Source organism: Dactylosporangium sp. NPDC050588 (assembly GCF_040654975.1).
GTDB lineage: Bacteria > Actinomycetota > Actinomycetes > Mycobacteriales > Micromonosporaceae > Dactylosporangium > Dactylosporangium maewongense.
The window spans coordinates 74,407-87,792 of record NZ_JBFAJA010000021.1; the positions used below are offsets into that span (position 1 = coordinate 74,407).

Below are 13,386 nucleotides of genomic sequence, written 5' to 3' on the forward strand. Positions count from 1 at the left end.
TGCCGGGTCAGAAGCGGGCGATCGAGGCGTCCCGGATGCGCGGGGCGGCGAGGCTCTCGGCGAGGGTGTGGGGCTTGTCGCCCCAGCCGTCCGACGAGCTGCTGCCGCTGCCGCCGGCGACCCAGGCCGAGTGGACGGTGTGCAGGTTGATGGTGACGCCCTCGCCGCCCTCGTCCTTCGTGATGAACCGCGGAGCCAGGATCTCCACGACGGAGGCGGCGGTGGGGGGCTGGAACAGCGGCGTCGCCTCGCGCTCGTCGACCTTGGTGCCGGACAGGGCGGTCAGGGCGCTGCGTCCGGGCAGGCCCCGCCACCAGTCCTTGTCGACGCCCTCGCCGGTGCCGTCGACGGGGTTCGGCGTGGCGATCGGCGTGCCGGGCGGCACGGGCGTCTTGTCGTCGGGCACGGGCTTGTCGCCGCCGCCCTTCGGCTCGTCCTTCTTCCCGCCGCCGGAGCCGCCAGAGCCGCCACCGCCGGAGCCGCCGGACGGTTTGGGGTCGGGCTTGGGGGTCGGCTCGGGGGACTCGGGCGTCGACGAGCCGCCGCCGGGGTCGCCGTACTCCGGCGCCCGCGGGCCACCCGAACCGGATCCGGAGCCGGACGGCTCGCGGTCGGGCCGGTCGCCCCACGGGCCCGCCGGCTCCCCGCCGCCGTATCCGCCGCCGCTGTCCGCGCCGCCCGGGCTGCCGTACCCGGTGCCGCCGTAACCCGAGCCGCCGTACCCGCCGCCGCTGTGACCCGGCCCGCCGTAGCCGGGTCCGCCGTAGCCGAAGCCGTCGCCGAGGCCGCCGAACCCGTCGCCGAACCGGTCGCCGAACCCGTCGCTGCGCCCCGAGTGGTCGCCCGGCTTGGCGGGCTTCGCCGCGGGCGGGCCCCACCAGCCGAAGCGCTGGCCGATCTTGTCGACCTGGTGCGGCGCCACCAGCACCGCGCCGACCAGCAGCACGATCTCCGAGCCGGGCACGTGGAAGAACTCGCCGATGATGCCGAGCACTATGAGCCCCTCGCCGACGTCGGACATCTTGTCCCAGGCGTCGCGGTAGTCGACCCCCGGACGCCTCGGGTCCGGCTTCGGCGGCTTGAACGGCAGCATCGACGTCGTGGCGTATCCGCCGCCGCTACGGGTGTAGTACAGCCCGGCGCCCGGGTCCCAGAGCACGGCGCCGCCGAGCAGCGCGCCGTCGGCCGCGGAGCCGGTCGGGCGGCCGTAGGCGTCGTAGGAGTACCTGCGGGCCGGCGCGCCGGACGCGTCCATCAGGCCGGCGATCAGGCCGCGGCCGCTCAGCACGTACGTGGAGCGCGCGCCGTCCCCGGTGGACACCTGGACCGGCTGGCCGGGGCCGTCGCCGTAGGTGTAGCTGCGCAGCAGGCGCTCGCCGTCCCACTCCTCCAGCAGGTGGTCGCCGCTCCACACCCGGGTCACCCCGTTCCGGCCGACCTGCCGGCCGTGGGCGTCGTAGCCGTACCGGATCACGCCGCCACCGTCGACGTCACCGACGCCGACGACCTGGCCGTCGTGGTCGTACTCGTACGTGCGGCCGGTGCCGTCCGTCGTCTCCCCGGTGCGGCGGCCGTTGTCGTCGTAGGTGTACGCGGTGCCGCCGGCCGTCAGGTACGCGCCGCGGGCGTTCACGGTCGCCGCGCCGACCACCTCGGTGCCGTCGGGCAGCGTCTCGACCCGCCGCTCCCACAGCCCGAGCGGGCCCAGCTCGTAGCGGACGGAGACCCCGGAGTCCCCGTAGGACGCGGACGTGAGCCGGCCCGCGGCGTCGTAGCCGAACCGGTCGCCGGTGCCGCTGCGGTCCTCGGCGACCGGCCGCCGGGCGTCGTCGAACAGGTAGGAGAAGGCGTCGACGACCGTCCCGCCCGGGGACCGGTAGGTGAGCGCCGTCAGCCGTCCCGTGCCCGTCGCGTAGGACAGCTCGGCGACCAGTGACGTTCCGAAGTGGACGGTGACCGGCCGGCCGTCGGCGTCGTACTCGTACGACACGATCGTGACGCCGTCCTCGGCGACGCCGGTCAGCCGGCCCCGGCGGTCGTAGGCGCGGCTCACCCGGCGGCCGCTCGGGTAGACGAGGCCGGTCAGGTTCCCCGCCGTGTCGTAGGAGTACCGGATCGTCCGGCCGGACTGCGTCTCGGTGAGCGGCCGGCCGAGCGAGTCGTACGCGACGGCGGTGCTCGCGTCGGGGGTCCAGGTGGACGTCATCCGGCCCAGCCCGTCGTAGCGCAGCGCGGTCACCGGGACGGCGACCCCGCCCGGGGCGGTGACGGCCTGCGTGACGAGCCGGCCGGCGGGGTCGCGGTCGCTGGTGACGACCGTGCCGTCGGGCTGGGTGAGCCGGACGACGTCGCCGCCGGCGTCGCGCTCGAACGCGGTGACGGCGCCGTCGGCCTCGATCACCGTGGCCAGGCCGCGCGGCCCGTACGTGGCGCGGGTCAGGTTGCCGGCCGCGTCGGTGCGGGCGGTGACGCGGCCCGCCTCGTCGTAGCTCACCTGGTCGAACAGCACCTGCCCGGGCGCGGCGGTGCGGACCCGGCCGGTCGGGCGGCCCAGCCCGTCGTGCACGTAGCGGGTGGACCCGCCGGCGCCGTCCACGTGCCCGACCAGCCGGCCGAGTCCATTGTGGACGAACAGGTCGGCGGGGTCGTCGCCGAGCCGGCGGGTGCGCAGCTGGTCGAGCTCGTCGAACGTCTGGGTCACCACGGTGGCGCCCCGCCGCAGGTGCACCGGGTTGGAGTTCTCGTCGTAGCCGACCGCCGCCGTCAGGCCCGACTCGTCGGTGACGGAGGTGATGCGGTTCGCGCCGTCGTACGTCATCGTGAGCGCGCCGCCGGCCGGGGTCCACCAGCGGACCGGCTTGCTGTGCACGCCGTACTCGACGAAGGCCGAGACCAGGCCGTTGGCGCCCAGCGGCGCCCCGGTCGCCGGGTCGTGCCACGACCGGTCGACACGGACCAGCCGGTCGAGCTCGTCGTAGGCGTAGAACGCCTCGGCGAGGACCGCCGGGTCGGCGTTCCCGGCGTCGCCGGTCAGCCGGACCCGCACGACCCGGTCCGCCGCGTCGCGCCACTGGTCGAGCGAGGTGCCGTCCGGGCCGTCGTACCCCGCGTAGCGGTGCAGCCCGTCGTAGCGGAACCGGGTGGTGTGACCGCGGCCGTCCGTCTCGGACTCCAGCTGCCCGTTCGCCGTGTACGTCCAGCGCAGCGCGGTCCCGTCCGCGGCGACCGCGGCCACCGGCAGGTTGCGCTCGTCGTACGAGTATGTGGTGACCGCGCCGGTCGGGTCCACCTCGCGGACCACGTTCTCCGCGGCGTCGCGCTCGAGCACGGTGACCTGCTCCAGGCCCTCGCCGGCGACGGTGCGCCGGATCGGGTTGTTCAGGTCGTTGTAGGCGAAGCGTTCGACCACGACCGCCGGCTCGTCCGTTGCCTCGGCGCCGTCGAACCCGCCGCGGACGAACGACACGGTGCGCTCGACCAGGTTGCCGTTGAGGTCGTACGTGTACGCCTGCCGGTACGCGTCGCCGGCCCGCGAGCGCAGCTCGGTGACGTCGCCGTGGGCGTCGCGGACCAGCCCGGTCGCGGCGCCCTTGCCGTCCACGACGGACGTCACATGGCCGGCGGCGTCGTAGGTGAACGCGGCCGTCACCGTGTCCCGGACGACCCTTCGCAGGTAGCCGCCGCGCGCAGGCGGCTCGGCCGGGTCGCCGGGCGCCGTCCGGGCGCCGGTCGGGTCGTCGTCGGCGTAGTGCAGGTACTCGGTCGTCGCCCCGCGCGCGTCGGTGTACCGGGTCAGCTGGCCGCCGTCGTTGACCTCGAAGCGCTCGGTCAGCGTGACCGTCGCCGCCTCCTCGCCCGGCAGCGACACCGTCGCCGGCGGCGTCGTGCGTTCGACGAGGTTGCCGCGCTCGTCGTACGACCAGCGCCACCGCCGCCCGTGCGGGTCCACCATCGTCACGACACCCTGGTGCGCCGGGTCGTACGCGTACCGCCGGACCTGCCGGACGGAGCCGGACGCGTCGATGCGGGCCGCCTCGGTCAGGTTCCCCCGAGCGCGGGGGTCGTCGGCGTCGGGGTCGTAGCGCCACTCGTCGCGGTGCCCGGCCGGGTAGACCCGCCGGACCAGCTCGCCGTGCCGGTCGTGCTCGCTGCCGGTGGTCAGCGCGACACCGCCGGACCAGACGGTCTGCTCCACCACGTGCCCCCGGTCGTCGTGGCGCAGCTCGACCCGGCCGCCGTTCTTGCCGACGAGGCGGGTCAGGCGGCCCTCGTACCCGTAGGTGATGGTGCCGCCGCCGTGCAGCTGCGCCACGACCCGGTCCTCGTCGTCGTAGACGTTGCGCAGGAACGTGCTGCCGTTCGGGTCGGTGACGCTCTCCAGCCGCAGCCGCCCGTCGTACGTGTACCGCACCGTGGGCCGCTCGAGCCCGTTGTTGCGCGGCGGCTGGACGACCGTCACCAGGCACCCGTCGCCGTCGTAGGCGTACTGCCAGCGGCGGCCGCCGTCGTCGATCTCGTGGATCCGGCCGTCGCGCAGGCGCAGCCGCACCTCGCGGTCGAACGGGTCCGTCACGAGGATGGCGTCGTCCTCGTACGAGAGGCGCACCGTGTTGCCGTTGCGGTCGGCGACGGCGACCAGCCGGCCGCCGTCCTCCGGGTCGGTGAACACCAGCCGGTTGCCGCGCGGCTGGAGCAGCGCGAGCCCGTCGCCGGCCCGCTCCAGCCGTGCGTACACGCCGTCGGGCGGGTCGAAGCCGGGGCCGTCGGCGCGGTCGGTGAACCGCAGCTCGCGGCCGGTGCCGTCGCGCAGGATCAGGCCGTCGTCGGCCCAGGTCAGGCGCTTGTCGTAGGCGAAGCACCAGCCCCGCCCGAAGGGGCCGTCGGGCGGCCCGGTCTGCGAGCGGTAGGTCCGGGCGATCTGGACCGACGGGCCCCGCCCGGGCAGCTGGAGGTCCACCAGCGTGGGGGCGTGTTCGCCGCTGTGGCTGAGGACGTGGGCACCGATGACGGTCGCGTTCCGTGTGGGCATGCGCACATGGAAGCAGCGCGATCACGCTCCGTCACGTGAGCGACGGTTTCACGACTGTCCGAGCAGGGTGTCCACCGTGGGCAGGGTGGCGAGGGCGGTGGTGCGGGCGGCGAGCGCCCCGGCGGCGTCGGGGGTGAGGGCGCGGGCGGCGTTGAGCTGGAACTTGCGGGTCAGGGCGGCGGGGGAGAGGGGCGCCTCGGCGCTGCCGAGCGAGGCGTCGACGCGGTGCTCGTGGACGGTGCCGCCGGCGCCGATCCGCAGGACGGCGGCGAACGCGTGGGGGAAGATCTTCGTGGCGCGGTCGTCGGCGACGCAGCGGACCTTGGCGGCCAGGGCGAGGCGGGCGGGGTCGAGCGGACCGGTGAAGTCGTCGAGGCCGACGCCGAGCCCGCCGCCGCCGAGCAGGGCCGTGGCGACCGTGTAGGGGCCGGAGAACTTCCCGTGGTAGGTGCTGCGCGGCCGGGCCTTCTCGGCGGCGGGTTCGGCGATGGTGCGCAGCGTCGGCGCCGCCACCCCGAGCTCGATCCAGTCCACAGTGGACGGGTCGAGGCCGGCGGCGCGCAGGGCGAGGGCGCAGTCGATGCCCGGGTGGGTGAAGTGGTTGGACGGATAGGGCTTGAACGCGGTGCGCAGCAGCTCCCAGCGGGTGCCGAGGTCGCCGAGGAGCGCGTCGTCGTCGCGGCGGCCGTCCGTGTACGCGGTGAAGAAGCCGAACCTGCCCTCCAGGACGGTCGGCGGGCCGGTGAGCCCGTCGGCGGCCAGGTAGGCGGCGGACACGCCGGCGTGCGCGGCCCAGCCGCAGTGCACCTTCTTGACGGTGCCGCCGGTGCGGTTCGCCTCGATGAGGCCGGCGCCCATGCTGGCGGCGACGCCCATCGCCGAGGCGACCCCGGGCGCGTCGAGGCCGAGCAGCAGCGCGGCGGCGGCCGCGGAGCCGATCGCGCCGCAGATCGAGGTGGCGTGCAGGCCGCGCTCGAAGAAGATGCTGTTGGCGATCGCCGGGTCGTAGGCCGCCATGCCGAGCCGGTCGGTCAGCTCGACGCCGGCGGCGACGGCCGCGAGCACCGCCGAGCCCGGCGCGCCGGTGGCCTGAGCGGTGGCGAGGGCGGCGGGGACGACGGACGCCGACGGGTGCAGCACCGACGGCAGATGCGTGTCGTCGAAGTCGAGGGAGTGCGCCAGGGTGCCGTTGACGAGCGCGGCGGCCGGGGCGGGCAGCCGGTCGCCGGAGCCGATGACGGTCGCCTCCGCGGCGCCGCCCCAGCGGCGCACCGACCGCAGGACCGCGGGCGCGGCGTCGGCGTCCGGGTCGCCGTGGGCGGCGAGCGCGAGCCCGAGGATGTCGAGGACCCGGGCGGGCACGTCGGCGGTCACCTCGGCCGGCAACGGCTCGTCCCGGCAGGCGACCGCGAACCCGGCGAGGCGCTCCACGAACGTCATGCCGCACCCCCTGTGTTCGCGGCTGTGCTCCCGGCCGGCGGCAGGATGGCGAGCGGGCGGACCGGGGCGCCGGTCGCGCCGACGATCGGCAGCGGGTTGAGCACCAGCAGGCACTCGCGGGCGCCGGTGTCCAGCAGCGGGTGCAGCCGCATCGTCTCCACGATGTGCACGCCGCGCTCGACGAGGAGCATCCGGTGGACCGGCAGCACCGCGTGCCCCTTGCCCGGCGGGATGTGCTCGAAGGCGATCGTCTCGGCCCCGACCACCCTGACGCCGCGCGACGCGAGCCACTCGCCGGCGGCGACGCCCGGGCCGGGGGTGCCGTCGCGCTGCCCGATGAAGGCGTCGTGCTCCTCCCACCGGCGCGACCAGCCGGTGCCGATGAGGACGGCGTCGCCGGGCCGTACATCGGCGGCACACGCGTCGAGGTCGCCGGCGGTGATCTCGTAGCCGGCGGGCAGGACCGGGACGCCGTGCACGCGGGCGACGTCCAGCACGACGGCGCGGCCGACGTACACCTCGAAGGACTCGATGCCGTGCGAGGCGAACCCGAGGTGGCTCTGCACGGAGGACGCGGGGACGCCGCCGTGCAGCAGGCCGTCCTGCGACACGTGCGCGAGGGCGTCGACGTGGGTGCCGACGTGCCCGCCGGTGACGATCAGCTCGTTCGCGGCCGAACCACCGTCGGGGCGGACCAGGTCGCCGTGGCGACGCTCGAGCGCCATCCGGAACGGCGGGTGGTTGGGCGACTGGGGCATGCCCCGGCGCATCGGCTGCGCGAGGTCCAGGACCGTGGCACCCTCGAGGAACCCGGACATCACAGCACCCCGTCCGCGTGCAGCTTCTCGATGTCCTCGCCGGTGAGGCCGAGCCGGTCGCGGTAGATCTCGTCGTTGTGCGCGCCGAGCCGCGGGCCGGTCCACCGGATGTCGCCGGGGGTGGCGGACAGGCGGTAGAGCACGTTCTGCATGCGGACCGGGCCTAGGACCGGGTCGTCGACGGCGCGCAGCGTGCCGAGCGCCGCGTACTGCGGGTCGGTGAACACGGCGGCGATGTCGTGGATCGGGGCGACCGCCGCCTCCGCCGCCTCGAACGCGGCGATCACGTCGGCCGCGTCGCGGGCCGCGATCCAGTCGCCGACGTAGCCGTCGAGGAGGTCGGCGTGCTGGGCGCGGGTGGCCCCGGCCGCGAACCACGGCTCGGCGATCACCTCGGGATGCCCGACGAGACGGAGCACGCGCTCGGCGACGGCCTGGGCGGAGGTGGAGACGGCGAGCCATTTGCCGTCGCGGCTGCGGTACGTGTTGCGCGGCGCGTTGTTGACGCTGCGGTTGCCGGTGCGCGCCTGGACGACGCCGAGCTGGTCGTACACCATCGGCTGCATCCCCAGCAGGGTCAGGATCGGCTCGATGATGGCCAGGTCGACCACCTGCCCCCGGCCCGTGGCGTGCCGGGCGAGCAGCGCCGTGGTCACCGCCTGCGCGGCCGAGATGGCGGCGATCCCGTCGGCGAGCCCGAACGGCGGCAGGGTCGGCGGCCCGTCGGGCTCGCCGGTGATGGCCGCGAAGCCGCTCATCGCCTCCGCCAGGGTGCCGAAGCCGGGCCGGTTCGCATACGGGCCGAACTGCCCGAACGCGGTCACCCGCGCGATCACCAGGCGCGGGTTGACCTCGGCGAGGACGTCGGGGCCGAGGCCCCACCGCTCCAGGGTGCCGGGCCGGAAGTTCTCGATCAGCACGTCGGCGCCGGCGAGGATGCGCTTGAGCAGCTCGGCGCCGGCGGGCTTGGACAGGTTGAGGGTCGCGCAGCGCTTGTTGCGCCCCAGCAGGGTCCACCACAGCGGCACGCCGTCCTTGGCGGGGCCGTGGCCCCGGGACGGGTCACCCTTCACGGGATGCTCGATCTTGATGACGTCGGCGCCGAAGTCCCCGAGGATGGTGGCGGCGAGGGGGCCGGCGAACAGGGTGGACACGTCCACCACGGTGATGCCTGCCAGGGCGGGCTGCGGTTCCACCACCTGAGCCTAACGGCACTTCCGTCGAAATGGAAACCCCGTTACATTGAGGGAAACGCCGGGAAGGGGCTTCACGTGTCGCGGTACGACCTGATCATCAAGAACGGCACGCTGGTGCTGCCCTACACGGGGGAGATCCGGGCCGACCTGGCCACCCGCGCGGGCCGGATCGCCGCGATCGGCGAGGACCTCACGGACGCCGACGAGGTGCTCGACGCGACCGGCAAGCTGGTCTTCCCCGGCGCCGTGGACGCGCACTACCACCTCGGCATCTACCGGCCCCTGGAGGTGGACGCGGCCGAGGAGACCCGCTCGTCGCTCGTCGGCGGCGCCACCACCGTCCTGTCCTACTTCCGGACCGGGCAGCACTACCTGAACAAGACCGGCGCCTACGAGGACATCCTTCCCGAGGTGCTGGCCGCCGTGTCCGGCCGCTCCTGGACCGACTTCGGCTTCCACCTCGCGCCGATGGACACCCGCCAGGTCGGCGAGGTGCCCGCGCTCGTGGACCGGCACGGGATCAGCTCGTTCAAGTACTACATGTTCTACAAGGGCTTCAACCTGTCCGCCGACTCCCGGGACGCGAAGGCGTTCACGATGAGCGACGAGTACGACCTCGGCCACCTCTACCAGATCATGGAGGCCGTCTCCGCCGCCGCCGTTTCCGCCGCGGCCCGCGACGCCGGCCGGCGGGTCTCGCTGTCGCTGCACTGCGAGCAGGCCGAGCTGATGCGCCTGTTCATCGAGCGGGTCCGCGCCGCCGGCGACCCGCAGACGCTGAAGGCGTACTCCGACGCCCGCCCGCCGCTCACCGAGCGGGTCGCGATCGGCGAGGCCACCACCCTCGCGGCCGCGACCGCCTGCCCGGTGAACCTGCTGCACCTGTCCAGCGGCGAGGCCCTGGCGGCGGCCACCGAGGCCCGGCTCGCCCGCCCGGACCTGGACCTGCGCACCGAGGTCACCCTGCACCACCTCTGCCTCAACTACGACGAGCTGTCCGGCCTCGGCGGCAAGGTCAACCCGCCCATCCGCAGCGCGCAGGACAGCGCGGCGCTCTGGGACGGGGTCCTGTCGGGAAAGGTCGACTGGGTCGCCTCCGACCACGCCTGCTGCCTGGAGGAGCACAAGGGCGACGAGCTGTGGCCGGCGCTGCCCGGCTTCGGCGGCACCGGCCTGCTCTACCCGGTGCTGCTCAGCGAGGGCATGCACAAGCGCGGCCTGGCCCCGCACCGGGTCGCGGAGCTGGTCTCCGGCAACCCGGCCCGCGCGTACGGCCTCTGGCCGCGCAAGGGCTCGCTGCTCGTCGGCCAGGACGCGGACCTCGCCGTCGTCGACCCCGACCTGGAGCAGGAGGTGACCGGCGAGCTGCTCCTGTCCGGCCAGGACCACTGCCCCTTCGCCGGTCGCAAGGTCCGCGGCTGGCCCGTCGCCACCGTCCTGCGCGGTCAGGTGGCGTACCGCGACGGCGCCGTCGTCGGCGACCCCCGGGGCGCGTTCGTCGCCCGCTGACGCCCCCGGCGATCCTCGGTGTGACGGATCTCCGGCGCGGGTGGCCTGCCGGCGGCGCCGCCGGGCCGCCGGGGAAGACTGCGGTGCGTGTCGTGGTGGATGTATGCGCTGCTGCCCCTCGCCGGGGTCGGCGCCGGGCTGGTGGGCAGCGTCGCCGGGCTGGCGTCGCTGATCAGCTACCCGGTGCTGCTGGCGATCGGGCTGCCGCCCGTCACGGCCAACGTCACCAACAGCGTCTCGCTCGTCTTCAGCAGCGCCGGGTCCATCGCCGGGTCGCGCCCCGAGCTCGCCGGGCGGGCCGCGCGGCTGCGCCGGCTGGCGGTCGCGGCGGTCGCCGGCGGGGTCACCGGCAGCGCGCTGCTGCTGCTCGCGCCGGCGGAGACGTTCGAGGTGGTGGTGCCGTGGCTGATCGCGGGCGCGTCCCTGGCGATCCTGCTGCCCCGCCGGCCGGCCGACGCCGAGCCGCACCGGCACCACGGGTGGTTCCTGGCGGGCGGGGTCGCCCTGGTCGGCGTGTACGGCGGCTATTTCGGCGCGGCCGCCGGCATCGTGCTGCTCGCGCTGCTGCTGGCGCTGACCCCGGCGACGTTCGCGCAGGGCAGTGCCGAGAAGAACGTCCTGCTGGGCGCGGCCAACGCGGTCGCCGCGCTCGCGTTCGCGCTCTTCGGCCCGGTGCACTGGCTCGCCGTGCTGCCGCTCGGCGCGGGCCTGTTCGTCGGCGGCCGCCTCGGCCCGGTCGTCATCCGCCGCAGCCCGCCGGCCGCGCTCCGGGGCGTCATCGCCGCCCTGGGCCTCGGCCTCGCCGTCCATCTGGGCTGGCAGGCGTACCGGTGACCGGCGCGGTGAGCTACCGGGCGCTGCTGCGGACGCCGGGCGCGGCGGCGTTCTTCGTGCCGACGGCCGGCGGCCGGGTCGGGATCGCCATGACGAGCCTCAGCATCGTGTGGCTGGTCCGGGACGCGACCGGGTCCTACGCGACCGCCGGCCTGGTCACCGGGGCGTTCGCCGTCGCGGACGCCGTGGTGGGGCCGCAGGTGGGGCGGCTGATCGACCGGTTCGGGCAGGCCAGGGTGCTCCTGCCGGGGGCCGTCGTGCACGCCGTGGCGGTCGGTGCGCTCGTGGCGGGCGCCGCCGGGCACGCGCCGGGCTGGCTGCTCGCCGCCGCCGGTGCGCTGGTCGGGGCGAGCCTGCCGCAGCTGAGCGCGGTCGCCCTGGCCCGGTGGTCGGCGCTGCTGGACGGCGGGCGGCGGGCCGCGCTGCCGTCGGCGTACGCGCTGGAGTCGCTCAGCAACAGCGTCGCGTACCTCGTCGGGCCGGCGCTGGTGAGCGCGATCGCCGCGGCGGGCCGGCCCGTCCTCGGCACGCTGACCGCCGCCGCGCTGGTGGTCGCCGGCGGGTCGCTGCTCGCGCTGCAACGGCGGACCGCGCCGCCGGTCGTGGCGCCCGACGGCCGGCACCGGTCGCACCACCGCCGGGCGCTGCGACGACCCGGGTTCCTGCTGCTCGTCGGCGTGAACACCGCGATCGGCGGCTTCTTCGGCACGATGTCGATCGCCGTGACCGCGTTCGCCGTCGAGCGCGGCGCGCCGGAGCTGGCGGCCGTGCTCTTCGCCGCGTCGAACGGCACCGGTCTCGTCGCGGTCCTCCTGTACGGCCTGCGCCCCTGGCCCGTCACCCCACGCACCCAGCTGGCCGTGGCGGGCGCCGCGCTCGGACTCGGCGCCCTGCCGCTGGCGGCCGGCGGCCTGGCGGGGGTCGCGGCGGGAGCGGTGCTGACCGCGGCCGCCGTTCCGGTCGTCATCGTCCTCGGCTCCGTCCTCGCCGACGCCGTCGTCGACCGCGGGGTGCTGACGGAGGCGTTCGCCTGGCTCGGCTCGGCGAGCGCGGCGGGCTCCGCCCTCGCGGCGACCGCGGCGGGCGTGGCGGTCGACGGCTCGGGTGCCCGCGGCGGCCTGCTGGTCGCGCTCGCCGCGGCCGTCGCGACGGCCGTGCTCGCGGTCGCCGGCCTCCGCGCGCTCCACCCGCCGGCGACCGGGGCCGACGGCCCCTGACCCGTGGCGCGAGTCGCCCGCCGGCCTTCGCGCGCTCCACCCGTCGACGACGGCGACCGACCCGTCCTGACCCGGGCCGGGGCGGCTACAGCGCGTGCCGGGCGCGCGATCGTGGTCTGGTGGTGGGGGCGCGCGGGGCCGGCACCGCGTGGGCCGGCAGCTCCCGGCGTTGCCTCGGGACGGCGGGCGCGGACGTCAGGGCGATGCGGCGGTGGCGGCCGGCGGCGGGGGCCGGGGCGGTGCGGCGCATCAGGCGGAGGGCGGGTAGTTCGACGCCGTGGTAGAGCAGCATGGCGGCGATGAGGCTGAACCACAGCACGGACACCGTCGCGACCAGGGCCTGCGCCGGGCCGGCCTGGTGCGGCAGGAGTCCGGTGCGGTTGAACGCGATGATCACCAGGAAGTGCACGAGGTAGAACGCGAAGGACAGCTCTCCCAGGTACACCATGGCGGGGCGCGACCAGAAGGTCTTGCGGCCGAACAGGTCGGCGCGGGCGGCGGCGGCCACGACGCAGGTGACGGGGACGAGGATCAGGGCGTGCTCGTTGAGGGGGTAGGGGACGAACAGGCCCGCGAGCATCGCCGGGAGCACCAGCGCCAGGGACCAGCGCAGGCCGGGGCCGCGCCACGCGCCCTTGCGGACCAGCAGCGCGACCGTGACGCCGAGCGTGAACTCCGCCATGCGGACCGGGGGCAGGACGTAGCCGACGAAGGCCGCGGTTTCGTGCGGGGCGTGGACGAGGTTCGTGGCCAGGGCGGCGACGCACTCGACCATCATGACCGCGATCGCCCACAGCCCGGCCGGCCCGAGCCGGCGCAGGCCGGCGAGCAGGAGCGGGAAGCACAGGTAGAAGAACACCTCGCAGGACAGCGACCAGCTGACGATGTTGAGCGCGGTGTACACGTCGCGGCGCGGCAGCCAGCTCTGCGTGAGGGTCAGGTGGGTGGCCAGCTGCAGCGGGCCGGCGCCGCCGACGATGAAGACCGCCGCCACGGTGGTGACGATCGCGGGCGGGTACACCTTGGTGAAGCGCCGCCACCAGAACGTCGTCGCCGGCATGCCGGGGCGGAACGACCAGGCGAGCACGAAGCCGGACAGCACGAAGAAGAACGAGACGCCGAGGCCGCCGCCGTGCGCGAGCAGGGCCCAGACCGCGGACCGGACGGGCTTCGGCGCGACGAGCTGCGGATTGTAGTACTGCTCGAGCAGGTGCTGGCCGAAGACGATGAACGCGGCAACCCAGCGCAGTCCGGTGAGCGACGGCAGGCGGCTGTTACGATCCACCCCAGTTGTTTAACGAACGATGCGCATCCACAAGGGCGGTCCGGAAGCGCCTCACATC

8 protein-coding genes are annotated in these 13,386 nt (G+C 75.3%); 3 read left to right on the plus strand and 5 right to left on the minus strand.

The genetic code is table 11. The features are described from left to right. Window positions 1-7: 7 nt before the first annotated feature. The 4 genes from AB0I21_RS16755 to AB0I21_RS16770 are packed head-to-tail and all read right to left on the minus strand — an operon-like array spanning window position 8 to window position 8,483. Window positions 8-5,029, minus strand: a complete 5,022-nt coding sequence (locus AB0I21_RS16755) for a DUF6531 domain-containing protein (RefSeq protein ID WP_360561971.1) — start codon at window positions 5,027-5,029, stop codon at window positions 8-10. Window positions 5,030-5,077: 48 nt separating this feature from the next. After that, window positions 5,078-6,469, minus strand: a complete 1,392-nt coding sequence (locus AB0I21_RS16760; protein ID WP_360561972.1) for an MmgE/PrpD family protein — start codon at window positions 6,467-6,469, stop codon at window positions 5,078-5,080. Further along, window positions 6,466-7,287: a cyclase family protein gene (locus tag AB0I21_RS16765; protein ID WP_360561974.1), complete on the minus strand. Its 822-nt coding sequence runs from the start codon at window positions 7,285-7,287 to the stop codon at window positions 6,466-6,468. The genes AB0I21_RS16760 and AB0I21_RS16765 overlap by 4 nt, the downstream gene beginning before the upstream one ends. Beyond that, the gene (locus AB0I21_RS16770; RefSeq protein ID WP_344498664.1) at window positions 7,287-8,483 is read right to left on the minus strand and encodes a CoA transferase; all 1,197 of its coding nucleotides are present in this window, start codon (window positions 8,481-8,483) and stop codon (window positions 7,287-7,289) included. Before AB0I21_RS16770 ends, AB0I21_RS16765 begins: the two co-directional genes overlap by 1 nt. A 75-nt stretch (window positions 8,484-8,558) precedes the next feature. Between AB0I21_RS16770 and AB0I21_RS16775 the strand changes: the two genes are divergently transcribed. The 3 genes from AB0I21_RS16775 (at window position 8,559) to AB0I21_RS16785 (ending at window position 12,043) form a co-directional block, all read left to right on the plus strand. Continuing rightward, on the plus strand, window positions 8,559-9,992 hold the full coding sequence (locus tag AB0I21_RS16775; RefSeq protein ID WP_344498666.1) for a dihydroorotase family protein: 1,434 nt from the start codon (window positions 8,559-8,561) through the stop codon (window positions 9,990-9,992). An 87-nt stretch (window positions 9,993-10,079) separates the two neighbouring features. Beyond that, window positions 10,080-10,826, plus strand: coding sequence for a sulfite exporter TauE/SafE family protein (locus AB0I21_RS16780; protein WP_360561976.1), 747 nt, complete (start codon window positions 10,080-10,082; stop codon window positions 10,824-10,826). Beyond that, the gene (locus AB0I21_RS16785) at window positions 10,823-12,043 is read left to right on the plus strand and encodes an MFS transporter (protein WP_360561978.1); all 1,221 of its coding nucleotides are present in this window, start codon (window positions 10,823-10,825) and stop codon (window positions 12,041-12,043) included. The genes AB0I21_RS16780 and AB0I21_RS16785 overlap by 4 nt, the downstream gene beginning before the upstream one ends. An 85-nt stretch (window positions 12,044-12,128) precedes the next feature. Here the strand turns inward: AB0I21_RS16785 and AB0I21_RS16790 are convergent, their stop codons facing one another. Next, window positions 12,129-13,328 (minus strand): acyltransferase, encoded by a 1,200-nt coding sequence (locus AB0I21_RS16790; RefSeq protein WP_360561980.1) that lies wholly within the window; start codon window positions 13,326-13,328, stop codon window positions 12,129-12,131. Window positions 13,329-13,386 lie beyond the last annotated feature (58 nt).

Bases quoted from the DNA above. Each gene is read 5' to 3' on its own strand.
- AB0I21_RS16755 (WP_360561971.1), bottom strand. From the start codon at position 5,029: ATGCCCACACGGAACGCGACCGTCATCGGTGCCCACGTCCTCAGCCAC.
- AB0I21_RS16760 (WP_360561972.1), bottom strand. From the start codon at position 6,469: ATGACGTTCGTGGAGCGCCTCGCCGGGTTCGCGGTCGCCTGCCGGGAC.
- AB0I21_RS16765 (WP_360561974.1), bottom strand. From the start codon at position 7,287: ATGTCCGGGTTCCTCGAGGGTGCCACGGTCCTGGACCTCGCGCAGCCG.